Genomic DNA, 23,168 nt, shown 5'->3' with positions numbered 1-23,168 from the left:
TGCTGCTGGCGGTTGCCGCGCTGGCGATGCCTGATAGCGCAGCGTCTGCCGCCAAGCTGCCGCGCATCGTGTCGATGAACGTCTGCAGCGATCAATTGCTGCTGTCGCTGGCCGATCCCGAACAGATCCTGGGACTTTCGCGTTATTCGCGCGATGCCTGGGTGGCCGGTGACGTCGCTCGCTATCCAAAACTGTCGGGCGGCGCGGAAGACGTGATGGTGCTGAAGCCCGACATCGTCGTCGCCAATCTGTACGACAAGCGTTCGACGCGGGAATTGCTCAAAGCGCATGGGCTGCGTCTCGCCGAACTCCCGGTGCCGCGAACGCTGCCTGAAGTGAAGGACCAGATTCGCGAGTTCGGCGATATCGTCGGCCACCCCGATCGCGCGGCGGCGCAGATCGCGTTGCTCGATGCGGCGTTAGCGCGGGCGCGCCAGGCTGTCGCCGCAAAACACTATCGGGTGCTGCCGCTGTCGCGGCGCGGCTGGGTCGCGGGCAGCGACAGCTTTGTCGGCTCGCTGCTGGCGGAGACCGGGCTGTTCAACACGGCCGGTGATCTCGGCTTCAATTTCGGCGGCTTCGCTTCACTCGAGGCGATCGTGAGCCAGAAACCGGATTTGCTGCTGGTGTCGCAGGCCGGCGATTTCGCGCGCGACGACGGCCAGGCCTTTCTGCTGCATCCGGCACTCGCGCGGTTCTATCCGCCGGAAAAACGCATCGTGATTCCGGAACGGCTGACCGAATGCGGCGGCGTGATGCTGGCGGAAGCGCTGGATGTACTGACTGCGGAATTGAAGCGGGTGGGGCGGTGAAGTCCCGGAAAGACTATTTCGTCGTCCCTGCGTTCGCAGGGACGACGGCAAAAGATTCTACCCCATCACCACCGGGCCGCCGGCCTTCTTCCAGGCGTCGATGCCGCCCTCGATATGGGCGGTGTTGGCAAGGCCGGCGTTCTTGGCGGCGGTGACCGCCATCGCCGAGCGTTCGCCGAACGCGCAGAAGAACACCACGCGCCGTCCCGTCGCGGCCGCGACTTCGCGCAGCATGCCGCCCGGCGCTAAGCTTTCGGCGATGCCGGGGTAGGGCGCATGCAGGGCGCCCGACAGCGTGCCGTGCTTGGCGCGCTCGCTGGCCTCGCGCAGATCGACCAGCAGGATGTCGGGCTTACCGATACTGTCGATCGCGGCGCGCGCCGACAGTGCGAGGCCCTGTTTGGCGAGATCGTCCTGGTGCAGGCCGACATGCATGTTGGCTGGCAACACCACGTCCATCAGTTTTGGATTCGGCAAATTGAGATTGTTCATCAACTCGACATACTCGTCGATGCCGCGGACCTGCAGGCGCGGATTGTAACGCTTCTCCTCGCCGATGGTGGAGACCGTGTCGCCCTTGTAGTCGTGGGCGGGGAATACCATGGTCTCATCCGGCAGCTTCAGCAGCCGGTTGAAGATCGAATCATATTGCGCCCGCGCGCTGCCGTTCTGGAAATCGGTGCGGCCGGTGCCTCGGATCAAGAGCGTGTCGCCGGTGAAGACGCGGTCGCCCATCAAATAGCTATAGGAATCGTCGGTGTGGCCGGGTGTGTACAGGGCATCCAGGCTCAAACCTTCGATCATCACCTTGTCGCCGTCGGAGACGCGCATCGACACCACGTCGGCTTTGCTCTGCTCGCCCATGATGGTGATGCACTGGGTGCGATCGCGCAGTTCGCCGAGGCCCGTGACGTGGTCGGCGTGCAGATGGGTGTCGACCGCCTTGACCAGCCGCAGATCGAGTTCGCGCAGCAGCTGGCAATAGCGGTCGGCCTTTTCCAGCACGGGATCGAGGATCAGCGCCTCGCCGCCGGCGCGGCTGGCCAGCAGGTAACTGTAGGTGCCCGAAACGCTGTCGAAGAGCTGACGAAAGATCATGGTCGCTGCCGCGTTCTCTATCTGGGTCTCGCGGAGGATATTATTCTATTTTTGTCGCCTTCTCAAACGGCTTTCGTCTCCACGAGATGGCTTTGTCGAGGGAGTCTTGCTCCCCGAAGGCCGGACAGCGGTATTCAAGGCCTGACCAGCGTATATCCATTCTCGGTCAGGAACAGAATCTGCGCGACGCCGACCTGGACCGGCGTCGCAGCCGCGATGAATTCCGGCCGTTTGCCGCTCTCGCGTTCGAGCGTGTCGACGGTGTTGAGGCAGATATCGAACCGCGCGCCCTGGGCGACCAGGCTCTCGACCATTTTGCGGTTGGGATTCTCCGGGCGCAGCAGTTCGATGCCCGGGCCGAATGCCACGATTTCGATCGCGACCTTGTCGGGGTCGTAGTGCTTCATCAGGTTGCTGGCGACGCTGAGCACGAGACCCTGCTTGCGCGGGTCATTGTCCGAAAGCTGCAGCACGATCTTGTGCTCGGCAAACGGCTTGTCCTGCAGCGGCGCCTGCTGGGCGCGCACGACCGGTGCAGTCGCTGCGATCAACAGCGCCGCGGTCATGATGCGCAGGGTGGTGGTAAGGCCTGTCATACCTGTTTCGAAATGCCCGGATTGCCTTCGACGCCTTTCAGCGTCACGCCCGGGGCCGAGCGGTTGGGCGGCTTGCCCGACTTCAGATGCTTCGCCACCACATCCCAGACCGGCGCGCCGGTCTGTTCGTTGACCGAGGCCCATCCCGCCACCTTGTAGCTCTTGGCGGCTTGCAGCGGGCTGCCATTATCGAGCGTCAGTTCGGAAATCCGCTTGCCGACGCTTTCCGCCGGCGTGCAGGCATAGGCGAGGCCGCCGAGCCGGACCATGTCGCCGCCTTGCTGGTAGTAGGGATCGGTGTTGAAGAGGTTGTCGCAGACGTCTTCGAGCACGTCCTTGATCTGGCTGCCGGTCATGGTCACGACGTAGGTCTCGGGATAGGTGACCGCGGTTTGCGCCAGCACGTCTTCCATCGTCAGCGCCTGGCCTGCCAGCGCCGTGGTGCCCCAGCGGAAACCCGGCGACAGGGCGATCTCGGCATCGAGTTCGCCGCGCAGTGCGTCGCAGATCAACTGATCCATGCTGCCGCTGAAATTGCCGCGGCGGTAGAGCAGCCGATCGGCGGAAGCGATCTTGTCGACCCAGTCGCCCGCATGCGGCGCGCGGGTCTTGTCGATCAGCCCCTGCATCGCCGGATCTGGCTTCAGCAGTTCGGAGAACACCGGCAGCAGCCGGTAGCGCACGTTTGCGACCTTTCCCTTGCCGATGTCCAGATCGAGCACGGCGAGGAACTTGCCGTTCGAGCCGGCATTGGTCACCAGCGTGACGCCGCCCGGATTGGTCACCGCAATCGGCTGCGGCACGGCGTCGTGGGTGTGACCACCCAGAATGACGTCGACGCCGGTGACGCGGCTGGCGAGTTTGAGATCGACATCCATGCCGTTATGCGACAGCAAAATGACCGCATCGACCTTGTCGGTGTTGCGCAAGCCATCGACGAGCTTCTGCAGCTCTTCGTCGCGGATGCCGAATTTCCAGTCCGGCGTGAAGCGTTTGGGGTGCGCGATCGGCACGTAAGGAAAAGCCTGTCCGATCACGGCGACCCGACGGCCGCCGATCTCCTTGATCGTGTACGGCTTGAACACGCGGCCCGATGCCGGATCGAACGCCTTGGCGTCGTTGAAGGCGGCTTCCTCGGTCAGGAAAACGTTCTGCGCCAGGAACTCGCCCTTGAAACGCTCGAGATTGCTGCGCAGCGCCTTCTCGCCATAGGTGAATTCCCAATGGCCGGTCATAGCGTCGATGCCGAGCAGGTTCGAGGCGTCGACCATGTCGGCGCCCTTCAGGACGTTGGCAAGACCGGTGCCCTGCCAGAGATCGCCGCCGTCGAGCAGCAGCGAGCGGCCGGCGCCGACGTCGCTGCGCAGGCGATCGACCAGCGTTTTCAGATGCGCGAAGCCGCCGAGCTTGCCGAACCGTTGCGCGCCTTTTTCGAACTCGATGCAGGTAAAGGCATAGGCATCGGCGCTGTCGGGCCGGATGCCGAAGCGGTCGAGAAAGGCTTTGCCGACCAGATGCGGCGGATTGCCCTGCATCGAGCCGATGCCGAGATTGACGCTGGGTTCGCGGAAGAACACCGGCTTGAGCTGCGCGTGCGTATCCGTGATGTGCAGGATGCGGGCATTGCCGAAGCGTTCGAGGTCGTAGACGCTGTCGGCGCTGCGCGCGAGGCGAGGCAGGCTGCCTGCGAGGGTAGCCGCGCCTGCTAGCGTCAGAAACTCCCGGCGGCGGATCGGCATACTAATCTCCGCGCGTCGCAAAAACACGCCTCTTACTTGAGCATGATCTTGTCGGAAAACCGGTATCCACTTTTCCGGATCATGCCCTAGCGAATTTCCAAATCTCTCCAGCGTTCCTTTTCGCTGGTGGCCTGGAAGATCGAAGCTTTCGCCAGCGCTTCCGCTTCTTTGGCTGACGCTGTGGCCTTGTCGAAATCGCCGCCATCGGCGAACTTCTTGGCCGCCGCCAGCATAGAGGCCGTCGTGGTCCATTGATTGCGCAAGGAAGCCGCCTGCTTGTTGGCGGCTTCAGCAGCGGCGTAGGCGGCCTTGTAGTCGTCCTCGCCGGCGGCCAGCGCCGATGTCGCACCTAGCAGCAGCAACACTGCGATCGATGTGAGTGTCGTGATCCTCATGGCCGCGCTCCCGGGCCTGATATCGGCAATCCGTTGCTGACATAGGACAGGTAGTATTCGACGTTGCGATATTCATCGTCCTGCGGCGTCAGCGGCACGCCGCGGATCTGGCTGTTGCAGGTGGTGAAGCGCCGGCTCGTCGTGCCCATGCCGTTCCACTCGGAGCGATAGATCGGCATCGCGTTGACAATGCCGAGCGCCGGCGCCAGCACTTCGGTGCGGACCTTCTCGCCCGGACTCTGCACATGGCAGGTGGCGCAGGAGAAATTGAGCTGGCCGCGCCGCGTGTAGAAATATTCCTTGCCGTTTTCATAAGCAGCCAGCGCGCGCGGGTCGTTCGGAACCTTGATGTTGAACGGCTTGCCGCGTGAGGTGAAGGCCATATAGGCGGTCAGCGCCGCCATCTCGTCGCGCACATAGGAGAACGCCGGCTCGCCATTCGCCTCGCGGCAGCGGTTAAGCGCCAGCTCCAGCGTGATGACCTTGCCTTCTTTCTCGTCGAAGGTGGGATAGTCCTGGCGGATGCCGATGCCGTTATTCGGGAAGCAGTCGCCATAGGTCTTGCCGTTCTTGAACGGCTTGGAAAACATCTCCTTGCCCAGTTCGAGCGAGAACTCGTAGGGAGGGAACTGTTCCTTATCCTGCCATTGCTTGTACAGGTCCGCGTCCATCGAATAGGGACCGTTGACGAAATCCTCCGGCTTCAGCTTGGGGAATTTGTCGTAGAAGAATTTCTTGAACGCTTTCTCGTCGGCGACCGGGTCGACCTTGTCGGCGGAGACCGCAGGCGGCGCGGCGAACGCCAGCAGAGCCAGCGCGAACGCCGCCGCCGCGAACTGTATCGTGGATCGCAGCTTCATTGAATCTTCGCCGTTGTCGTGTCGGTGGCGCCCTTGTTGTCGACCCAGCTCACTTTCAGTTCGTCGCCCTTCTTGCCGCCCTTGAAGGCGAACTTGACGTAGGGGTCCTTGGAGACGCCGCCGCCCCAATCGGCTGTGAATACCGGCTTGCCGTTATATTCGAAGGTCAATTGCTGGATGAAATGCGGCGGAATGAGCTCGCCCTTGGAATCCTTGATGAAGCCGGAATCCATCGGGTGCTGGATCAGCGCCTGCACTTCGGTGGTTTCGCCTGACGAGGTGGCGCGCACGCGAATGGTCGATGCCATTGTTTCGATCCTTCGATTATCTGTGTCTTAACCGCCGCAGCCGCCGACGGTGACTTTGACTTCCTTGGTGGCGCTGTAGAGCTTGCCACCGGCTTCGACGACGACGATCACGTTGCTGGTCTTCGCCATCTTGATGCGGTTGGCAACGCTCGGCATCGTGCCGGCCGGAATCTTGTAGGAGGCCACCAGAGCGACCGGGTTTTCAGCCACCAGGAACGAGATCGAGGTCACGTCGGCGAGCGTCGTCGTGACCGATACCGGCACCACCGCGCCGTTCTCGGCGATCTCGGGCGCGTCCATCTTCACCTTGTCGGAAACTTCTGCCGTCTTGCCGTAGAGCGACTTGATCGCGTCGGCTTCGCTCTTCTGCTTGAACGCCTCTTCCGGATATTTGTCGTTGGCGGCCGCGAACGCCGGCGCGAGGCCAAAGGGAAGATTGCCAAGGCCGACCAGCGCCACCGCGCCCGCGCCTTGCAGGATCAGGCGCCGCGTGGCGGAAAATCCATTGTCAGTATTTGTCATCCGAAAGTTCTCCTGAAAGGCGCGCCGTCACAATGTTTGCAGGAAATCCACGACCGCGCTGATTTCCTTGTCGGTCAAAATCCGGTTTCGTCCGAACGGAGGCATCACAGTCAGCGGATTGCGCTTGGTTTCGTCGTAGATAATGGCGACGAGCTCGTCGCGGTTGGGGTATTTGCTTTTGATGTCGACCAGCTCCGGCCCGAGCGTGCCGGGATACTGGCCGCCCTTGATCGCGTGGCAGGTCAGGCAGTTGCCCTTGCTGCGGTCGAAGGCCAGTTTCTGGCCTTCCGCCGCCGCGGACTGGGCATAAGCGGGGCTCGCGGCTGCGCCGATCGATAGCGCCAGCACCATCGCCGCGATCAGCCCAAGCTTGTTTAGAGGTGTGTTGCTCAAGGACGTTTCCCGTAATTTCTATTCAAGCTTGCCAACTCTACTTTGCTTGCCAATTCTATTTTGCTTGTATCGTGTCGAGCGGACCCGTGGTACGTGGCGTCAGGTTCTTGCCTTCCGCCGTGGACACGATTTTGACGCCGGCGGGGTCAACGCATGCGTTCATGCACGGTTTAGCTGCCGTATCGGGCCTCGGATCGGTCCAGAGGAAATTGTCGCGATTGGGCATTTTGACTTTCGGCAAGCTTTCCCGGTCGGCGACAAATTCACTGGGAACGATGTCGTTCAGGTTCAGAATATAGGCGGTCAAAGCATAAACGTCATCGGCTGACAATGTGTGCGGTGCAGCCATCGGCATGGCGCGGTTAATGTAGTCCCACAGGGTCGGCGCAAACGGCCAGTAGCTGCCGACCGTCAGCTCCGGCCGGTCGTCCCTGAGCGTCCCGGCGCCGCCGACGAGCTTGGGAAACCGGCCCTCGCCTTCGCCGAAAGTTCCATGGCAGGCCGCGCATTGCTCGGCATAGACCTCCGCGCCCCGGTGCACGCCGCCGCGGCCCGCGGGCAGGCCCACACCATCCTCGCCGCGCGCATCGATATCCCAGCCGGCGATCTGCCCAGGCGTCGCCCGCTCGCCATAGCCGTAATATCCGGGCTCGGCGGCGTAAGCGAAGGTGCCGGCGGCGGTGATCACGCCGGCGCAAAGCAGCGCGAGGTGCTTACGCGAGCTGGACATCGAACACGCTCCCGTCGCCCTTCACCTGCCAGGTCTGGATCGAATTGTTGTGATAGACCGAATTGGTTCCGCGCTGCTTGCGCAGCTGCGCGATCGTCGGCTGCACATAGCCGGTCTCGTCGATGACGCGGGATTCCAGCAGTGCCGGCGCGCCGTCCCAGCGCCAGGGTATCGTGAATTTCGTCAGCGCTTTCGACAGCACCGGCTCATGCAGCCGCGCGCTCTGCCAGTTGACGCCGCCGTCGGTCGAGACGTCGACGCGCTTGACCTTGCCGTTGCCGGTCCATGCCAATCCCCTGATTTCATAGAGGCCGGGACCCGAGAGGGGCTTTTCGGGGCAGGGGAAGGTGATGACGGATTTGGCGTCGATCAGCCAGGTGAAGCCGCGCGAGGTGCCGTCCGGCATCAGGTCGGTATATTTCGAGGTCTCTTCGCGCGAATGCCAGGGTTTGTCGCCGAGCTTGATCCGGCGCAGCCATTTGATGCTGACATTGCCTTCCCAGCCCGGCACCACCAGCCGCAGCGGATAACCCTGTTCGGGCCGCAGCGCCTCGCCGTTTTGCGCGTAGACCACGAGGCAATCGTCGAGGCATTTGTCGAGCGGCAGGCTGCGGTTCATGTGCGCGCCGTCGGCGCCCTCGACCATGACCCACTTGGCCTCCTTCTTGATGCCGACCTCTTCCAGCAGGGTCGACAGCCGCACCCCGGTCCATTCCGCGCAGGAGATCATGCCGTGATTGAACTGCAGCGAGTTCAACTGCGCAGCGCGCCACTCCATGCCGCCATTGGCCGGGCATTCGATGAAATGGATGCGCGTGACCTGCGGAAAACGGACGATGTCTTTCATCGAGAGAAGCAGCGGGCGCTCGACCAGGCCGTGGATCATGAGCTTGTGCTGCTCCGGATCGACGTCCGGCCGGCCGGCGTGATAGCGCTCGAAAAACAGGCCGTTCGGCGTGATGATACCGTGCAGATCCTGCAGCGGCGAAAAGCTGATCGAGGATTCGGTGCCGGCGGTGAGCCACGGCACGTTGCGCCTGATGACGCCGGCCTCGGTATCGGCGGGCCGGCCATAGGGCCGGTCGACCACGCCGGGCCCGATCGATTGCGACCATGGCGCGTCCGCGGGTGGGGATGCCGGCGAGGGCTCTGCATTTCCCTGTTTTGGACCGAGCGCAAGGCTACCGGTCAGCGCCGCGCCAAGGCCGAGCAGGGAACGCCGGCCGAGCCGCGTGTGCGCGCCCGTGCTCGACAGTAGAGATATGCTGCGCCAGAGATCAGGCCGCACGTTTCATTCCCCTTGCCGCCACATGGCCGCATCATTTGTTGCTTTTTCGCGGGTTTATCGTCATTCACTAATTTAGTCAATGCTAAATAACCATGGGCGCGATAAACTGATACACCGCGCCCAGGCGGCGCTGATTTCGATCCGGATACAGGCGATGAGAGCAGAAGCGGCAACAACCAACAAGATGCCCATCGGCAACGCCGCAGAGGACGAGGCGTCCCTGAAGAAGCTGGCGAAACAGGCCGGTGAGGCCGCGCAACTGCTCAAATTGCTCGGTCACGAGAAGCGGCTGCTGGTTCTCTGCTTTCTCGCGGTGCGCGGCGAGATGACTGTCGGTGAACTCGTCGGCGTCGCCAAGCTCAGCCAGTCGGCGCTGTCGCAGCATCTGGCCAAATTGCGCGCCGATGGTCTGGTCGAATTCCGGCGGGCCTCGCAGACGCTGCATTACCGCGTGGTGGATCAGCGTGCCCTGCGCGTCTTGCAGCTCTTGAAGGAAATCTATTGCGAAGACTTGAAGTGAGATTTTGCGGTGGCTGAGTTTGTGGTGGAGTTTGGCAAGGATGGCCGGCCGATTGAAGCCGACGGCCGGCTGGACGCGGCCGCATTCCATCGCAACCATGCGCCGATCTGGGCGGTGCTGCAGAAATTCCTCGCCGGCAAATCCGGCGACGTGCTGGAGGCCGGCAGCGGCACCGGCCAGCATGTGGTGCATTTCGCCCGCCATGCGCCCGACATCACCTGGTGGCCGAGCGATTTCAACGAGGCGCATCTGAACAGCATTGCGGCGTGGCGCGCGCATGCGGGTCTGCCGAACATCCGTCCCGAAATGCGGATCGATCTCAGCGATCCCGCATGGTGCGATCAGATGCATGACGGTAGCGGGCCTTCCGACTTGCTGGCGGTGTTCTGCGCGAATGTGATTCACATCGCCCCCTGGCGCGTCGCGGAAGGATTGTTCGCCGGCGCGGCGCGTTACTTGCGCAGCGACGGGCGGCTGTTTCTCTATGGCCCGTTCAAGCGCGACGGCAAGCACACCGCGCTCAGCAACGCCGTCTTCGACACCAGCCTTCGCGACCGCGACGCCGAATGGGGCGTGCGCGATATCGAAGATGTCAGCCGGTTGGCTGAAGGCGTCGGGCTTGCATTGATCGAAACCGTACCGATGCCGGCGAATAATTTGATTCTGGTGTTCGAGCGAACGATAAAGGGTGAGCCCAGCGCATAGCGCGCGCCCGTTTGCGTCGGTTGATCGCACGTCTGCACGTCTTCATAGTGCCGCAAATCAAACAGGCCAATGAATTGCAGCTCCCGCCGGGGCCTGCCGGGCGGGAATGCCGATGCTGGATACCACTGCCACCGCAGAGATGACCAATGACGCGCGGGCGCGCGCCAATGTGCTGCGTCTCGCCGCGGCGCAGGCGCTGACCGGCGCCAACTCGGCAGTGATCTTCGCCACCGGTTCGATCGTCGGCGCGACGCTGGCGCCCGACATCTCGCTCGCGACCGTGCCGCTCTCGATGTATGTGCTAGGCCTCGCCGCCGGCACGCTGCCGACCGGGGCAATTTCGCGTGCCTATGGCCGCCGCGTCGCCTTCATCATCGGCACCGGCTGCGGCGTGCTCACCGGTCTGATCGGTGCGGCTGCCATCCTGCAAGGCTCGTTCTGGCTGTTTTGCTGTGCGACCTTCTTCGGCGGACTCTATGGCGCGGTGGCGCAATCCTATCGCTTTGCCGCGGCCGACGGCGCCAGCGTCGCGTTCCGCCCAAAGGCGGTGTCGTGGGTGATGGCGGGCGGTGTGTTTGCCGGCGTGCTCGGTCCGCAGCTCGTGCAATGGACCATGGATATCTGGCCGCCTTATCTGTTTGCCTTCAGTTTCGTCGCGCAGGCGTTGGTGGCGTTGGTGGCGATGGTGGTCTTGTTCGGCGTCGATGCGCCAAAACCTGCCGCGGCGGACATGCATGGCGGCCGGCCGCTGTTCGAGATCGCGCGGCAGCCGCGCTTCATTGCGGCGGCGCTGTGCGGCGTGATCGCCTATCCCATGATGAATCTGGTGATGACATCAGCGCCGCTCGCGATGAAGATGTGCGGGCTCACCGTCAGCGATTCCAACTTCGGCATCCAGTGGCACATCGTGGCGATGTATGGGCCGAGCTTCTTCACGGGCTCGCTGATCGCACGCTTCGGCGCGCCTCGCATTGTCGCGCTCGGCCTGTTGCTGGAGGCCGCCGCCGCATTGATTGGCCTATCCGGCATCACAGCGATGCATTTCTGGGCCTGCCTCATCGTGCTCGGCGTGGGCTGGAATTTCGCGTTCATCGGCGCGTCCGCGCTGGTGCTGGAGACGCACCGGCCGCAGGAGCGCAACAAGGTGCAGGCCTTCAACGATTTCCTGGTGTTCGGGGTGATGGCGATCGGCTCGTTCTCGTCCGGCCAGTTGCTGGCGCATTACGGCTGGTCGATGGTCAACATGGTGGTGTTTCCGCCGGTGCTGCTCGGGCTCGCGGTGCTGTCGCTCGCATCATTCGCGCGGCGGCGGGCGAAGTTTCGGGAAGTTGACGAACTTGCCGGCCCCACTATCTAGTAGCAGTCACATTCTGGAGGCCCCCATGCCCTCGCGCGCGCGTCTTGACGAATTCATCGCCGTCGTCGTTTCCGGCGACCATGCCGGCGCCATCGAACGCTATTACACCGAAGACGCCACCATGCAGGAGAACAGCGCGCCGCCGCGCGTCGGCCGCGACGTGCTGGTGGGGCAAGAGCGCGCGACGCTGGAGCGGGTGTCGAGCGTCGTCACCACCTGCGTGTCCTCGGTCCTCGAGGGCGATCGTGTCGCGATCCACTGGATTTTCGATTTCACCTACCCATCCGGCGCAGCGATGCGGATCGATGAAGTCGCCATGCAGGAATGGCGCGGCGACAGGATTTTCCGCGAGCGGTTCTTCTACGAGCCGCCGAAGAAGGCCTGATGACAGCTGCTGACATTTCGGCCTGCGCCGAATTATTGCTCTTGTGATTCTGCTATTTGTTGTTGTCATGGCCGGGCAGAAGCGCGAAGCGCGTCTTCGCGCTAGATGACCCGGCCATCCAAGCCTTTGGTGGTAAGGAAGATTGTGGATGCCCGGACTGATCCGGGCATGACGGTGCAAGAACAAAGAACAAGAATGTTAAAGGGCCCCATTCACACCGCCATCGACGAAACTTCGCTACGCTACGACGGCTGGCGGATTGTCCTCGTCTGTTTCCTGCTCGCGACCTTCGGCTGGGGGCTCGGCTTTTACGGCCAGAGCGTCTATGTCGCCGAGCTGCAGCGGCTGCACGGCTGGCCGGCGTCGCTGATTTCGCTCGGCACGACGTTCTTCTATCTGTCCGGCGCGGCGCTGGTTGCCTTCGTCAGCGAGGCGATCAGGGCGTTCGGTCCCCGGAACTGCATGATCGCCGGCATAGGCACGATGGCGATCGCCGCTGTTGCGATCGGCCAGGTGCGCGAACCCTGGCAGCTCTATCTCGCCAACGCTTTTCTCGCCTTCGGCTGGGCCGGGACCAGCCTCGGCATGATCACCAACACGCTGGGCCTCTGGTTCGACAGGAAGCGCGGCATGGCGATCAGCCTGGCGTTGAACGGCGCCAGCTTTGGCGGTATCGCCGGCGTGCCGCTGCTGGTACTGGCGATCGGCTATTTCGGCTTCCCGGGCGCGATGATTGCCGCTGCGGTCGTGATGGTCGTGCTGATGGTACCGGTCATCCTGATTTACGTCGGGCGGCCGCCGGGCCATGCGAGCGCAAACGGGGGCGAGGTCAGCGCCGCGGATGGGCCATCGCCGATCCAGATTCGCGCGCGGGCGTTTCGCGATATCGGTTTCCTGTCGGTATCGTTAGCCTTCGCGCTGGTGCTGTTCGCGCAGGTCGGCTTCATCGTGCATCTGATCTCGTTTCTGGATTCGGTGATCGGGCGCGAGCGCGCGGCGATCGCGGTCGCGCTATTGACCGCCATGGCGGTGGTCGGCCGCGTGCTGTTTTCGTTCGTGATCGACCAGATGAACCAGCGGCTGGCATCCGCGCTCTCGTTCGTCAGCCAGGCGGTGGCGCTGGTGGTCGTCATCAACGTGCACAATGATTACGCGCTGATGGCGGCCTGCGCGCTGTTCGGCTTTTCGGTAGGCAATCTGATCACGCTGCCGGCGCTGATCGTGCAGCGCGAATTCGATCCGCGCGCGTTCGGCGTGCTGGTCAGCCTGATCACCGCGATCAACCAGATCACCTATGCATTTGGTCCCGGCGTGGTCGGACTGCTGCGCGACATGTCGGGAAGCTATTCGCTGCCGTTCTACGGCTGCATTGGTCTCGAGTTGATTGCCGCCGTGCTGATCATGATTCGCGGGAAGACGGCGCCATTGCGAGGAGCGTAGCGACGAAGATCCATAGCGCCGCGGGCGGAGAGATGGATTGCTTCGCTTCGCTCGCAATGACGGTGAGAAAAGACTACGCTTCCCGTTGCCGCAGCAAATCTTCGAGATCCAGCCGCTTCGTGAACATCGACAGCGAGCCGTCGGCGGCGCGCGGCCATTCTTCCTTGGGCCGGTCGCGGTAAAGTTCGACGCCGTTCTCATCAGGATCGCGCAAATACAGCGCCTCGCTGACACCGTGGTCGCTGGCGCCGTCGAGCGCAATGCCGGCCTGCATCACCCGATGCAGCGCGTCCGCCAGCGCCGGGCGGGTGGGGTAGAGGATCGCGGTGTGGAACAGCCCGGTGGTGCCCGGCGGCGGCGGATGGCCGCCTTTGCTTTCCCAGGTGTTGAGGCCGATGTGATGATGATAGCCGCCGGCCGAAATGAACGCCGCGGCCGAGCCCATCCGCTGCATGATCTCAAAGCCGAGCACACCGCAGTAGAACCCGAGCGCGCGTTCGAGGTCGGCGACCTTGAGATGGACATGCCCGATCCGTGTGCCGGCGATGATGGGAGTGTTGTCGGGCATGTCGATGTCTCCATTTGCCTTGCCGAGATTTTAAAGTAGGGAGAATCCGGGAGACGGATACCGGCAATTCAGAAACCATGCGTTTCCAAATCTTATGCCAAGTCCGAAACTTCCCCATCCGGCAGCCCGAACTCGAACGTGTTCAGCGTCATCGAAACCATCGTGTAGTATCCGCACAGCCCGATGACCTCTGTCACGCCGCGCACCGTAAGCAATTCCACCGCCGCGTCGTACAACGGCTTGGAGACCTCGTGCCCCTCGTGCAGCGATTTCGCGACGTCGTAGATCATCTGGCCCTTGGGGTCGTCGAAGGTGGGCGTGCGGCGGTCGCGGATGTCGTCGATGATTTTCGGGTCCATGCCGCCCTTCAGCGCCAGGCGCTTGTGCGCGAACCATTCGTAATGCGAGGTCCAGTGCCGTGCGGTGACGAGGATCGCGATCTCGGAAAGCTTTGCGGGAAAGATCGTGTTGAAACGAAGTTGCTCGCCGAGCCGCGTGGCATGCTTGGCCATCTGGGGGCTGTTGAGCCAGGCCATCATCGGCGCCGGCGCGGCGCCGCGCTTGCCGGCAATCGACTCGTCGTAGGTTTCTTTTTGCTCGGGGTTCATTTCGCCAGGCGAAAGCAACTTCAGCCGCATGTCGGTTTCCTCTTGTTTTTCAATCGTTGCCGCCTCTGCGATACACCCGATCCCGGCGCGTGACTACGGCTGACCGAGCATGGCGCGGCGCAGAGAGATGTTGAATTCCGCGATGCGGCGACTAAGGTCGTTTCAACTCGCCCCATATGGAAACGCACCATGTCCGATCCTGATCAATTCCGCCGTGAAACCCGCGCCTGGCTCGAGGCCAATTGCCCGCCGGAGATGCGCAAGCCCATGACCTCGGAAGGCGACACGTACTGGGGCGGCCGCAACGCCAAATTCTCTTCCGAACCGCAGCGCGTCTGGTTCGAGCGGATGCGCGACAAGGGCTGGACGGTGCCCGACTGGCCAAAGGAATATGGCGGCGGAGGGCTCGATCGCGCCGAGCACAAGGTGCTGCGCGAGGAAATGGCGGCGATGGGCGCGCGTTCGCCGCTGTCGAGCTTCGGCATCTGGATGCTCGGGCCGGCGCTGCTGAAATACGGCAACGAGGCGCAGAAGAAGGAGCATCTGCCTGACATCGCCGCGGGTCTGATCCGCTGGTGCCAGGGTTACTCCGAACCGAACGCCGGATCGGACCTCGCTTCGCTGCAGACCCGCGCCGAGAGCGACGGCGATGATTTCGTCATCACCGGCCAGAAGATCTGGACGTCATATGCCAACTACGCCGACTGGATTTTTTGCCTGGTGCGCACCGATGGCGCCGCGAAGAAGCATGACGGCATCAGTTTCATTCTGTTCGACATGACGTCGAAGGGCGTCACGACCAAACCGATCCTCTTGATCTCGGGTGCCTCGCCGTTCTGCGAAACCTTCTTTGATGGGGTGCGGGTGCCGAAATCGCATGTGGTCGGCACCGTCAACCGCGGCTGGGATGTGGCGAAATATCTGCTGCAGCACGAACGCGCGATGATCTCGGGCATGGGCGAGCGCGGCGTCGGCCGTCCGCTGGGGCAGGTCGCGGCCGATTCGGTCGGCAGCGACGAGCAGGGCCGGCTGGATGATGCGATGCTGCGCGGCCAGATCTCGAGCTTCGAGATCGACGAGGCGGCGCTGTCGGCGGCGGCGGAACGCGCGGTCGATCTGGCGAAAGCCGGCCAGTCGCATCCGGCGTTTTCCTCGGCGATGAAATATTACGGCACCGAACTCAACAAGCGCCGCTACGAAATCCTGATGTCGGCCGGCGGCGTCGACGCGCTGGAATGGGAAAGCGAGCGCTCCAAAGGCGGCGCCCGCCCGCGCGCCTGGCTGCGCACCAAGGCCAATTCGATCGAAGGCGGCACCTCGGAGGTGATGCTCGGCATCGTCGCCAAGCGGATCCTCGATCTGCCGGGGGCTTAGTCTCCCACACCGTCATGGCCGGGCTTGACCCGGCCATCCACGTCTTTCTCACGGTGTGAGCCAAAGACGTGGATGCCCGGGACAAGCCCGGGCATGACGAAACAAATTCAGTCAGTCGATCAACTCAAGCGTTTCGGATCCTCTCCATGGCACTCGTCCTCACCGAAGAACAATCCATGCTGCGCGACAGCGCGCGCGGCCTTATCAGCGACAAGGCGCCGGTGTCGCATCTGCGAGCCTTGCGCGATGCGAAGGACGCCACGGGATTTTCCCGCGAGCTCTGGAAGGCGTTTGCCGAGATGGGCTTTTCGGGTCTGCTGGTGCCGGAAAACTTTGGCGGCAGCGGGTTAGGCGCCGTCGAGGCAGGCGTGGTGATGGAGGAAATCGGCCGCACCTTGATGCCGTCGCCGTTTCTCTCGACCGCGGTGCTGGCAGCCTCCGCACTGACGCGCGGCGGCAGCGACGCGCAAAAGGCCGCGCATCTGCCCAAAATTTCTGACGGCTCGCTGCTCGCAGCGCTTGCGGTCGACGAGGGCGCCAAGCATCGTCCGTTGCAGACCAAGCTGCAGGCGTCGCGTTCCGGCAACGGCTTCAAGCTCAACGGCGCAAAAGCCTTTGTGGTCGACGGCCACACCGTCGATCTCCTGATCGTCGCGGCGCGCACGGCTGGCTCCGCCGGCGAGCGCAACGGGCTGACGCTGTTCCTGGTCGATCCCAAGTCCAAGGGCCTCGCGGTCGAGCGCACCGCGATGGTGGATTCGCACAATGCGGCGCGCATCGAATTCGACAATGTCGAGGTCAATGCGGACAGCGTGCTCGGCGAGGTCGATCAGGGCGGAGCATTGCTCGAAGGCGTGCTCAATATCGGCCGCGGCGCGGTCGCATCCGAAATGGTAGGCCTCAGCGAGGAAGTGTTCGGCCGCACCGTGACGTATCTGAAGGAGCGCAAACAGTTCGGCAAGCTGATCGGCGAATTCCAGGCGCTGCAGCATCGCGCCGCCGAGCTCTATATCGATATCGAGATCACGCGCGCTGCCGTGCTGAAGGCGCTGCAGACGCTCGATGGCGATTTCGCCAACGCCAGTGCCGCGGTTGCGGTTGCAAAGGCACGCGCCGGGACCACCGCGACGCGGGCGGTCCAGGAAGGCGTGCAGATGCATGGCGGCATGGGCATGACCGACCAGTTCGACATCGGCTTCTTCATGAAGCGCGCGCGGGTCTGCCAGGAACTGTTCGGCGACAGCAATTATCACGCCGATCAGTTGGCGCGGATGAAGAGTTATTGAGAATCTAGGCAGTCATTCCGGGGCGCGCGTAGCGCGAACCGCAGGTGCGCAATTGCGCATCGGGGAATCTCGAGATTCCGGGTCTGGTGCTAACGCACCATCCCGGGATGACGGCCTTATCGGCCGTCACCGGATCGGCGGGGCGTACTGGATGCCGCCGTTGCTCCAGAGCGAGTTCAGGCCGCGCGGGATCTTGAGCTTGGATTCGGCGCCGACATTGCGGTCGTAGATCTCGCCGTAATTGCCGACGTGGCGGATGATGCGGGCGGCCCAATCCTTGGTGAGGCCGAGGTCCTCGCCATAGGCGCCTTCGGTGCCGACCAGCCGCATCACGTCCGGCTTCTTCGACTTCAGCGCGTCGTCTATGTTTTTCGAGGTGATGCCGAGCTCCTCGGCGTTGATCATCGCGTACAGGGTCCACTTCACGATCATCATCCAGTCGTCGTCGCGCTGCCGCACCACGGGTGCCAGCGGCTCCTTCGAGATGACGTCGGGCAGGATGGTGTGGTCGTCCGGCTTGCTGAGGTTGAGGCGCAGCGCGTAGAGCTGGGAGACGTCGGCGGTCAGGGTGTCGCACTTGCCTTCATTATAGGCTTTGACGACATCGTCCAGCTTGGCGAATTTCATCTCCGTGTATTTCATGTTGTTGGCGCGGAAATAATCCGCGACGTTGAGCACGGTGGTGGTGCCGTCCTGCACGCAGATCTTGCTGTTGTTGAGGTCCAGTCCGGAATCGATCTTGCGCGAGGCCGGCAGCATGAAGCCTTCACCGTCATAATAGGCGACGGCCGGGAAATAGAGCGCGTTGTTGACCTCGCGCGACATGCTCCAGGTGGAGTTGCGCGAGAGAATGTCGACCTTGCGGCTCGACAGCTCCTTGAACCGCTCGCTGGCGTCGAGGGGAATGAACTTCGCCTTCTTGGGATCGTCGAAGATCGCAGCCGCCACCGCGCGGCAGAAATCGACGTCGAATCCGGTCCAGTCGCCCTTGTCGTCGGGGATCGAGAAGCCCGGCAGGCCCTTGTTGACGCCGCACAGCAGTTCGCCGCGCTTCAGCGTCCGCTTCAGGGTCTTGGTGTCATAGCGTTCATAGGTGATTGCGCCAGCCGCGACCGCGATTGCGACCGCCAGCCCAATGAGGAGGCCGCCTCGAAATGTACGTAGCATTTTTTAACTCACCAATTTCAGGGAAATGGATCTGCGGAAGAGACGGTGCTGTCGCAATTACAGTTCGGGCTTCTGCCGGATGATCACCTTGGTGCCGACCGGGACGCGCTCATAGAGATCGGCGACGTCGGCGTTGACGAGCCGGAAGCAGCCGGACGAGACGGCGGTGCCGATGGTGTCGGGGCGGTTGGTGCCGTGAATGCGGTAGACGGTGGTGCCGAGATACATCGCCCGCGCACCGAGCGGGTTACCCGGGCCGCCGGCCATGAAGCGCGGCAAATAGGGCTGGCGTTGAATCATTTCCGGCGGCGGCGTCCAATCCGGCCATTCCTTCTTTTGCGTGATGTTGACGAGTCCCTGCCACGTGAAACCCTCGCGGCCGACGCCGATGCCGTAGCGCAGCGCGCGGCCGCCGCCCTGGATCAGATAGAGATGGCGCTCGGCCGTGACCACGATGATGGTGCCCGGCGCTTCGTTGGTGCGGTAGAGCACCGCCGTCTTCCTGAACTGCGGATCGAGCTGGACGGATTCGTCGGCGACCAGCCCCGGCTGGTCGCCCACATCGGGCTGCCGCAGCTGCGCGTTGCTCTGCGAGGCTGAGAGGATCAGACCGCTCGTTGCGATCATCATCCAGATCAGGTGCCGAAACTTCGTCATTGCGGAGCTCTCCTTGTTGGCGCGTTGGCCAATTGGTTGGCGCTTATAGCCAAATCAGCGGAACCATCAAATCTCAGGGCCAGCTTGATGGCAAGTTTAGGGCAGCAGGGGCGGTATCCTGCTGGAATGGCTTCTATTTTCTGATATCACAATCGCCGGTGATTGTGACAAAGGCCTCATTTCGGCGCGATCCAGAGCCGCAGGCCGTAGGAGATCAGCGTCACCGTGCCGACGCCGCCGAGCCACAGCGCGGCAAACCACAGCAGGCGCTGCGTCAGCGGCCGCGGTGTCGGCTCGCTGGAGCTTTTTTCGCTGGAAAACGCCTTTGTCATCAGTGATAGCCGCTTTCGGCTTTGACCTTGCCGCGGAACACCCAATAGGCCCACGCGGTATAGCCGAGGATCAGCGGGATCAGTATGGCGACGCCGACCAGCATGAACAACTGGCTGTTCTCGGGCGAGGCCGCCTGCCAGATCGTGATGCTCTGCGGCACGATATAGGGATACATGCTGATGCCGAGCCCGGCATAGGACAGCGCGAACAGCGCCAGCGTCAGGAAGAACGGCTGGTAGTCATATTTGTTGGCGAGGCTGCGCAGCAACATCACGGTGACGGCGGCTACCGCGACCGGCACCGGCGCGGTCAGGATGATGTTGGGCCAGGCAAACCAGCGATGGGTGTACTGCACATGCAGGAACGGCGTTGCAATGCTGACGATGCCGATGGCGCACAGCATCGCAACCAGCAGCAGCCAGCTCAGCTGATAGGCGCGGTCGCGCAATTCGCCTTCGGTCTTCATGACAAGCCAGGTCGCGCCGAGCAGCGCATAGCCGATCACGAGCGCGACGCCGGTGAGGATGCTGAACGGCGTCAGCCAGTCCCACCAGCCGCCGGCATAATGTCGCCCCGAGACCTGAATGCCCTGCAGGATGGCGCCGAGCGCAATGCCCTGCGCCAGCGTCGCCAGCAGCGAGCCGCCGGCAAACGCAATGTCCCAGCGGTTGCGTTCGCGCGTGGTGCGCCAGCGGAATTCAAAGGCGACGCCGCGGAATACCAGCCCGAGCAGCATCACGATCATCGGCGTGTAGAGCGCCGGCATCAGCACGGCATAGGCCAGCGGGAAGGCCGCCATCAGGCCGCCGCCGCCGAGCACCAGCCAGGTCTCGTTGCCGTCCCAGACCGGCGCGACGCTGTTCATGATGACGTCGCGATCTTCCTTCTTCGGAAACAGCGGAAACAGGATGCCGAGGCCGAGATCGAAGCCGTCCATCACGACATAGACGAACACCGCAAAGGCGATGATGAAGGCCCAGATGGTCGGAAGGTCGATGGGGATCATCGCGCGGCTCCCTCGGCGACAGCACCGGCGGCCGGCGTGATGCCGGCGGCGCGCGCCGGGACGTCGCTGCGCGGACCTTCCTCGCCGTGATGCGGCGGCTGTGCCATCAGGCGCAGGAGGTAGATCACGCCGGCGGTGAACACCACGAAATAAACAATGATGAAGGCGATCAGCGACGAGGCGACCGCGGGCGCAGCCAGTGGCGACGCCGAATCCACCGTTCGCAGCAATCCATACACCGTGTATGGCTGACGCCCGGTCTCGGTGGTGATCCAGCCCGCCAGCACTGCGATGAAACCCGACGGAGCCATCGCGACCGCAAACATGTGCAGCGGACGCGAATTGTACAGCGTACCGCGGAAGCGCATCAGCAGGCTGAGCAGGCCGAGCCCCATCATCAGGAGCCCCATGCCGACCATGATCCGGAACGACCAGAAGGTGATCGGCACCGGCGGCCAGTTTTCACGCGGCACGGTGTCGAGGCCGGCCATCGGCGCGTCGAGGGAATGTTTGAGGATCAACGAGCCCAGTTTGGGGACTTCGATCGCGTAGTCCATCCTGCCCGCGGCCTGATTGGGCCAGCCGAACAGAATCAGCGGCGCGCCGTCCTTGTGGCTCTGGAAATGGCCTTCCATCGCCATGATCTTCACCGGCTGATGCTCCAGCGTGTTGAGCCCGTGCTGGTCGCCGGCGAGGATCTGGAGCGGGGCGACGATCGTCGCCATCCACATCGCCATCGAGAACATCACACGCGGGCCGGCCAGATGCGGGTCGCGCAGCAGATGCCAGGCGCCCACCGCGCCGACCACCAACGCGGTGGTCAGGTACGCCGCCAGCACCATGTGCACGAGCCGGTAAGGGAATGATGGATTGAAGATCACCTTGAACCAGTCGACGGCGATGAACTGGCCTTCGGCATTGAGGGCGTGACCTGTGGGTGTCTGCATCCAGGAATTGGCCGACAGAATCCAGAACGCTGAAATCAGCGTGCCGACCGCGACCATCAGCGTCGCGAAAAAATGCAATCTGGGGCCGACGCGATCGAGCCCGAACAGCATTACGCCGAGGAAACCCGCCTCGAGGAAGAACGCCGTCAGCACCTCATAGGCCATCAGCGGGCCGATCACGGGGCCAGTTTTGTCCGAGAAGGCCGACCAATTGGTGCCGAACTGGTAGGACATCACGATGCCCGACACCACGCCCATGCCGAAAGCGACGGCGAAAATCTTCAGCCAGTAATTGAACAGGTTGATATAGACCTCGCGCCGGGTCCACAGCCACAGCGCTTCAAGCACCGCGAGATAACTGGCGAGCCCGATCGAGAAGGCCGGGAATACGATGTGGAACGACATCGTGAAGGCAAACTGCGCCCGGGCCAATACAACGGCATCCCAGCCTTCGAACATCGGCACCACCTATCGCAGCTAACCTGGCGTGAAACCTATCATGCCGGATGCGATAACAGTACCGCGGCTTTTGCAGCAGAGGTCCTCTATCCGGACAATGTTCCGGCATCCGGAGGCGTATTGAGACGCCGAATGATTTCTGCGCGCACGGCACGTGCGGCATTTTCGTCGTGCTTTGTCGGGCTGCAGAAGGTCTGGCCGGTGTGCAGCCGAATGCTGATGGTGCAGGTCCGGTCCTTGGAATCGGGCTCGTCGACCTCGATCGCTGCGACGTCACCTGCATGGATCGTCTCGGCGGATGGCTTGCCGCTTAACGCAATCCGCTCGACACGGATCTCGCCTTGCCGAATGAACCAGCACGCGCCGGCGAGGCGGTGCGCGTAGCGGTAGAGAGCAAAGGCAGCGAGAAAGCCGAGCGGCAAGAGCAATCCGAGCGCCATCTCCCACTCGCCGATCCAGAATGCGATGAGGAATGGCAGAGCGCACAGGCCGGCCACAACCGGCACGGCCATTCGAATCACGCGGCCCAGATCGGAGCTGACCGGCGAGCCAAGGGTGATCTCGGCGTTGCCGGCCTCGAGCGGGTTGTCGATGGGCGCGGCATCGGGACAACCGAGCAATCCCGTAACAATTGAGGCGGTTTCGTTGACGCGCGTGATGTCCGGCAGCGGTGGCGAGATCAAGACACCCCCTGAGGCCAGCCTGCACACGAGGCTGAAACTCGCGGGATAGCTGAACCTGTTCTTGCGGACGCGAACCTCTGCGATGTCGTGATGGCTGATCATTCGCTTGTGCACCTGACCAAGCGGACGCTGCTCGCCGATCAGGATGCCATCTTGCGTGATGATCCAGGCCACATTGCGCTCAAGGGCGGCAACGCCGATCAGGAACAATCCGAGCGGCACGACCCAGAGTGCAGGAATGAATGGTCGGCCGCCCGAGGCCCAGGTAAGCAGGCCCGGGACAATAATCAGAAGAATTACAGCGCCGGAGCCCGCCTGGACAAACCTTTCCCTGAGCGAGGATCCCTTGCGCAGCCGAACTTCATCCGGGTTTGCCGCAGCTTCCATTGTCAGCGGCAAACATCACGACCGGCTCGATCGCGTCAAGCAGGAAGCGCACCATTACTCGATCACGATCTCGCCGGTCATGCCGAGGTCGGCGTGGGTCTTGCCGTCGGCGCCCTTGATGTCGCAGCGCAGGTCGGTGACGCGGCCGGCGGCGACCGGTACCAGCCACCATTCGGCGGAGTGGCCCGGATAGACTTCGATCTCGCGCATCGCGCCCTTGAATTCGGCCAGCGTCACGCCCTTGCCGTCGCGCTGTTGCGTGACCTGCACTTTGCGCGTCCATACCATCGCCGAGAACGCATGCGAGGTGAAATAATGCGGGTCGTTGCTGTCGTTGCGCAGGATCAGTTTGTAGAGCTTGCCGGTCTCGAACTTCAGTTGCTTCGGCGTGAATTCATGCTTGCCCGGCGAGCCCAATGCGACGGTGACCTCGATCGGCGTCTGCCGCGACAAATCGCCGGCCGCGATCGCCCCGCCCGAGACGAGGCCGAGCAAAACAGACGCGCCGATGGCTGCGCGATACGAGACGAACATGGTGGCCTCCC

At 63.0% G+C, this 23,168-nt stretch carries 27 protein-coding genes; 8 read left to right on the top strand and 19 right to left on the bottom strand.

Going from position 1 to position 23,168, the window contains the following annotated elements:
- Nucleotides 1-26: 26 nt before the first annotated feature.
- On the top strand, nt 27-812 hold the full coding sequence (locus tag JQ600_RS24835; protein WP_212390844.1) for an ABC transporter substrate-binding protein: 786 nt from the start codon (nt 27-29) through the stop codon (nt 810-812).
- 57 nt (nt 813-869) lie between these two features.
- On the opposite strand, the gene JQ600_RS24830 is transcribed toward JQ600_RS24835, so the two are convergent.
- The 10 genes from JQ600_RS24830 to soxC form a co-directional block, all read right to left on the bottom strand.
- On the bottom strand, nt 870-1,910 hold the full coding sequence (locus tag JQ600_RS24830) for an MBL fold metallo-hydrolase (RefSeq protein WP_212267358.1): 1,041 nt from the start codon (nt 1,908-1,910) through the stop codon (nt 870-872).
- Nucleotides 1,911-2,044: 134 nt separating this feature from the next.
- The gene (locus JQ600_RS24825) at nt 2,045-2,506 is read right to left on the bottom strand and encodes a hypothetical protein (protein ID WP_409363331.1); all 462 of its coding nucleotides are present in this window, start codon (nt 2,504-2,506) and stop codon (nt 2,045-2,047) included.
- Complete coding sequence (soxB, locus tag JQ600_RS24820; protein ID WP_212390814.1) at nt 2,503-4,245, bottom strand: thiosulfohydrolase SoxB; 1,743 nt, start codon at nt 4,243-4,245, stop codon at nt 2,503-2,505. The genes JQ600_RS24825 and soxB overlap by 4 nt, the downstream gene beginning before the upstream one ends.
- An 86-nt stretch (nt 4,246-4,331) precedes the next feature.
- Complete coding sequence (locus JQ600_RS24815) at nt 4,332-4,640, bottom strand: hypothetical protein (protein WP_212390815.1); 309 nt, start codon at nt 4,638-4,640, stop codon at nt 4,332-4,334.
- Complete coding sequence (gene soxA / locus JQ600_RS24810) at nt 4,637-5,500, bottom strand: sulfur oxidation c-type cytochrome SoxA (RefSeq protein ID WP_212390816.1); 864 nt, start codon at nt 5,498-5,500, stop codon at nt 4,637-4,639. The genes JQ600_RS24815 and soxA overlap by 4 nt, the downstream gene beginning before the upstream one ends.
- Nucleotides 5,497-5,808, bottom strand: coding sequence for a thiosulfate oxidation carrier complex protein SoxZ (soxZ, locus tag JQ600_RS24805; protein WP_192735543.1), 312 nt, complete (start codon nt 5,806-5,808; stop codon nt 5,497-5,499). Before soxZ ends, soxA begins: the two co-directional genes overlap by 4 nt.
- A 27-nt stretch (nt 5,809-5,835) precedes the next feature.
- Nucleotides 5,836-6,330, bottom strand: a complete 495-nt coding sequence (gene soxY, locus JQ600_RS24800) for a thiosulfate oxidation carrier protein SoxY (RefSeq protein ID WP_212390817.1) — start codon at nt 6,328-6,330, stop codon at nt 5,836-5,838.
- 27 nt (nt 6,331-6,357) lie between these two features.
- Nucleotides 6,358-6,681: a sulfur oxidation c-type cytochrome SoxX gene (gene soxX, locus JQ600_RS24795; RefSeq protein ID WP_212390846.1), complete on the bottom strand. Its 324-nt coding sequence runs from the start codon at nt 6,679-6,681 to the stop codon at nt 6,358-6,360.
- Between the two features lie 97 nt (nt 6,682-6,778).
- Nucleotides 6,779-7,453, bottom strand: coding sequence for a c-type cytochrome (locus JQ600_RS24790; protein WP_212390818.1), 675 nt, complete (start codon nt 7,451-7,453; stop codon nt 6,779-6,781).
- Nucleotides 7,437-8,717, bottom strand: coding sequence for a sulfite dehydrogenase (gene soxC / locus JQ600_RS24785; RefSeq protein ID WP_409363334.1), 1,281 nt, complete (start codon nt 8,715-8,717; stop codon nt 7,437-7,439). The genes JQ600_RS24790 and soxC overlap by 17 nt, the downstream gene beginning before the upstream one ends.
- Before the next feature lie 208 nt (nt 8,718-8,925).
- On the opposite strand from soxC, the gene JQ600_RS24780 reads away from it, so the two are divergent.
- From JQ600_RS24780 to JQ600_RS24760, 5 genes are all read left to right on the top strand, one after another.
- Entirely contained in the window at nt 8,926-9,261 is a 336-nt protein-coding gene (locus JQ600_RS24780; protein ID WP_212267557.1) for a helix-turn-helix transcriptional regulator, read from the top strand.
- Between the two features lie 9 nt (nt 9,262-9,270).
- Nucleotides 9,271-9,966 (top strand): DUF938 domain-containing protein, encoded by a 696-nt coding sequence (locus tag JQ600_RS24775; RefSeq protein WP_212390819.1) that lies wholly within the window; start codon nt 9,271-9,273, stop codon nt 9,964-9,966.
- Nucleotides 9,967-10,078: 112 nt separating this feature from the next.
- A complete protein-coding gene (locus tag JQ600_RS24770) occupies nt 10,079-11,323 on the top strand; it encodes an MFS transporter (RefSeq protein ID WP_212390820.1) in 1,245 nt (414 codons plus the stop codon).
- A gap of 25 nt (nt 11,324-11,348) precedes the next feature.
- A complete protein-coding gene (locus JQ600_RS24765) occupies nt 11,349-11,708 on the top strand; it encodes a nuclear transport factor 2 family protein (RefSeq protein ID WP_212208898.1) in 360 nt (119 codons plus the stop codon).
- A gap of 195 nt (nt 11,709-11,903) precedes the next feature.
- Nucleotides 11,904-13,148 (top strand): MFS transporter, encoded by a 1,245-nt coding sequence (locus JQ600_RS24760; RefSeq protein ID WP_212390821.1) that lies wholly within the window; start codon nt 11,904-11,906, stop codon nt 13,146-13,148.
- A gap of 73 nt (nt 13,149-13,221) precedes the next feature.
- Here JQ600_RS24760 and JQ600_RS24755 read toward each other — a convergent pair whose 3' ends face one another.
- Both JQ600_RS24755 and JQ600_RS24750 read right to left on the bottom strand, forming a co-directional pair.
- Complete coding sequence (locus JQ600_RS24755; RefSeq protein ID WP_212390822.1) at nt 13,222-13,716, bottom strand: VOC family protein; 495 nt, start codon at nt 13,714-13,716, stop codon at nt 13,222-13,224.
- Nucleotides 13,717-13,808: 92 nt separating this feature from the next.
- Entirely contained in the window at nt 13,809-14,354 is a 546-nt protein-coding gene (locus tag JQ600_RS24750; RefSeq protein ID WP_212390823.1) for a carboxymuconolactone decarboxylase family protein, read from the bottom strand.
- A 159-nt stretch (nt 14,355-14,513) separates the two neighbouring features.
- Here JQ600_RS24750 and JQ600_RS24745 point away from each other — a divergent pair, with 159 nt between their 5' ends.
- Together JQ600_RS24745 and JQ600_RS24740 are read left to right on the top strand one after the other, a co-directional pair.
- Nucleotides 14,514-15,698: an acyl-CoA dehydrogenase family protein gene (locus JQ600_RS24745; RefSeq protein ID WP_212390824.1), complete on the top strand. Its 1,185-nt coding sequence runs from the start codon at nt 14,514-14,516 to the stop codon at nt 15,696-15,698.
- 146 nt (nt 15,699-15,844) lie between these two features.
- A complete protein-coding gene (locus JQ600_RS24740) occupies nt 15,845-16,984 on the top strand; it encodes an acyl-CoA dehydrogenase family protein (RefSeq protein WP_212390825.1) in 1,140 nt (379 codons plus the stop codon).
- A 126-nt stretch (nt 16,985-17,110) separates the two neighbouring features.
- Here the strand turns inward: JQ600_RS24740 and JQ600_RS24735 are convergent, their stop codons facing one another.
- From JQ600_RS24735 to JQ600_RS24705, 7 genes are all read right to left on the bottom strand, one after another.
- Entirely contained in the window at nt 17,111-18,151 is a 1,041-nt protein-coding gene (locus tag JQ600_RS24735; RefSeq protein WP_212001781.1) for an amino acid ABC transporter substrate-binding protein, read from the bottom strand.
- Between the two features lie 57 nt (nt 18,152-18,208).
- Nucleotides 18,209-18,808: a L,D-transpeptidase gene (locus tag JQ600_RS24730; RefSeq protein ID WP_212001779.1), complete on the bottom strand. Its 600-nt coding sequence runs from the start codon at nt 18,806-18,808 to the stop codon at nt 18,209-18,211.
- 176 nt (nt 18,809-18,984) lie between these two features.
- Nucleotides 18,985-19,140 (bottom strand): DUF2474 domain-containing protein, encoded by a 156-nt coding sequence (locus JQ600_RS24725; protein ID WP_212390826.1) that lies wholly within the window; start codon nt 19,138-19,140, stop codon nt 18,985-18,987.
- Nucleotides 19,140-20,147, bottom strand: a complete 1,008-nt coding sequence (cydB, locus tag JQ600_RS24720) for a cytochrome d ubiquinol oxidase subunit II (RefSeq protein WP_249136071.1) — start codon at nt 20,145-20,147, stop codon at nt 19,140-19,142. Before cydB ends, JQ600_RS24725 begins: the two co-directional genes overlap by 1 nt.
- The gene (locus JQ600_RS24715; protein WP_212390827.1) at nt 20,144-21,553 is read right to left on the bottom strand and encodes a cytochrome ubiquinol oxidase subunit I; all 1,410 of its coding nucleotides are present in this window, start codon (nt 21,551-21,553) and stop codon (nt 20,144-20,146) included. Before JQ600_RS24715 ends, cydB begins: the two co-directional genes overlap by 4 nt.
- An 86-nt stretch (nt 21,554-21,639) precedes the next feature.
- On the bottom strand, nt 21,640-22,623 hold the full coding sequence (locus tag JQ600_RS24710) for a hypothetical protein (RefSeq protein ID WP_212267406.1): 984 nt from the start codon (nt 22,621-22,623) through the stop codon (nt 21,640-21,642).
- A gap of 54 nt (nt 22,624-22,677) precedes the next feature.
- Complete coding sequence (locus JQ600_RS24705) at nt 22,678-23,157, bottom strand: hypothetical protein (RefSeq protein ID WP_212267408.1); 480 nt, start codon at nt 23,155-23,157, stop codon at nt 22,678-22,680.
- Nucleotides 23,158-23,168 lie beyond the last annotated feature (11 nt).

Source organism: Bradyrhizobium sp. AUGA SZCCT0176, assembly GCF_018130145.1.
Lineage (GTDB): Bacteria > Pseudomonadota > Alphaproteobacteria > Rhizobiales > Xanthobacteraceae > Bradyrhizobium.
This window is presented reverse-complemented; position numbering and strand designations above follow the sequence as displayed.

Excerpts from the sequence above, each read along its gene's own strand:
- JQ600_RS24835 (WP_212390844.1), top strand. The coding sequence starts at position 27 with ATGCCTGATAGCGCAGCGTCTGCCGCCAAGCTGCCGCGCATCGTGTCG.
- JQ600_RS24830 (WP_212267358.1), bottom strand. The coding sequence starts at position 1,910 with ATGATCTTTCGTCAGCTCTTCGACAGCGTTTCGGGCACCTACAGTTAC.
- JQ600_RS24825 (WP_409363331.1), bottom strand. The coding sequence starts at position 2,506 with ATGACAGGCCTTACCACCACCCTGCGCATCATGACCGCGGCGCTGTTG.
- soxB (WP_212390814.1), bottom strand. The coding sequence starts at position 4,245 with ATGCCGATCCGCCGCCGGGAGTTTCTGACGCTAGCAGGCGCGGCTACC.
- JQ600_RS24815 (WP_212390815.1), bottom strand. The coding sequence starts at position 4,640 with ATGAGGATCACGACACTCACATCGATCGCAGTGTTGCTGCTGCTAGGT.
- soxA (WP_212390816.1), bottom strand. The coding sequence starts at position 5,500 with ATGAAGCTGCGATCCACGATACAGTTCGCGGCGGCGGCGTTCGCGCTG.
- soxZ (WP_192735543.1), bottom strand. The coding sequence starts at position 5,808 with ATGGCATCGACCATTCGCGTGCGCGCCACCTCGTCAGGCGAAACCACC.
- soxY (WP_212390817.1), bottom strand. The coding sequence starts at position 6,330 with ATGACAAATACTGACAATGGATTTTCCGCCACGCGGCGCCTGATCCTG.
- soxX (WP_212390846.1), bottom strand. The coding sequence starts at position 6,681 with ATGGTGCTGGCGCTATCGATCGGCGCAGCCGCGAGCCCCGCTTATGCC.
- JQ600_RS24790 (WP_212390818.1), bottom strand. The coding sequence starts at position 7,453 with ATGTCCAGCTCGCGTAAGCACCTCGCGCTGCTTTGCGCCGGCGTGATC.
- JQ600_RS24780 (WP_212267557.1), top strand. The coding sequence starts at position 8,926 with ATGCCCATCGGCAACGCCGCAGAGGACGAGGCGTCCCTGAAGAAGCTG.
- JQ600_RS24770 (WP_212390820.1), top strand. The coding sequence starts at position 10,079 with ATGCTGGATACCACTGCCACCGCAGAGATGACCAATGACGCGCGGGCG.
- JQ600_RS24765 (WP_212208898.1), top strand. The coding sequence starts at position 11,349 with ATGCCCTCGCGCGCGCGTCTTGACGAATTCATCGCCGTCGTCGTTTCC.
- JQ600_RS24760 (WP_212390821.1), top strand. The coding sequence starts at position 11,904 with ATGTTAAAGGGCCCCATTCACACCGCCATCGACGAAACTTCGCTACGC.
- JQ600_RS24755 (WP_212390822.1), bottom strand. The coding sequence starts at position 13,716 with ATGCCCGACAACACTCCCATCATCGCCGGCACACGGATCGGGCATGTC.
- JQ600_RS24750 (WP_212390823.1), bottom strand. The coding sequence starts at position 14,354 with ATGCGGCTGAAGTTGCTTTCGCCTGGCGAAATGAACCCCGAGCAAAAA.
- JQ600_RS24745 (WP_212390824.1), top strand. The coding sequence starts at position 14,514 with ATGTCCGATCCTGATCAATTCCGCCGTGAAACCCGCGCCTGGCTCGAG.
- JQ600_RS24740 (WP_212390825.1), top strand. The coding sequence starts at position 15,845 with ATGGCACTCGTCCTCACCGAAGAACAATCCATGCTGCGCGACAGCGCG.
- JQ600_RS24735 (WP_212001781.1), bottom strand. The coding sequence starts at position 18,151 with ATGCTACGTACATTTCGAGGCGGCCTCCTCATTGGGCTGGCGGTCGCA.
- JQ600_RS24730 (WP_212001779.1), bottom strand. The coding sequence starts at position 18,808 with ATGACGAAGTTTCGGCACCTGATCTGGATGATGATCGCAACGAGCGGT.
- JQ600_RS24725 (WP_212390826.1), bottom strand. The coding sequence starts at position 19,140 with ATGACAAAGGCGTTTTCCAGCGAAAAAAGCTCCAGCGAGCCGACACCG.
- cydB (WP_249136071.1), bottom strand. The coding sequence starts at position 20,147 with ATGATCCCCATCGACCTTCCGACCATCTGGGCCTTCATCATCGCCTTT.
- JQ600_RS24715 (WP_212390827.1), bottom strand. The coding sequence starts at position 21,553 with ATGTTCGAAGGCTGGGATGCCGTTGTATTGGCCCGGGCGCAGTTTGCC.
- JQ600_RS24710 (WP_212267406.1), bottom strand. The coding sequence starts at position 22,623 with ATGGAAGCTGCGGCAAACCCGGATGAAGTTCGGCTGCGCAAGGGATCC.
- JQ600_RS24705 (WP_212267408.1), bottom strand. The coding sequence starts at position 23,157 with ATGTTCGTCTCGTATCGCGCAGCCATCGGCGCGTCTGTTTTGCTCGGC.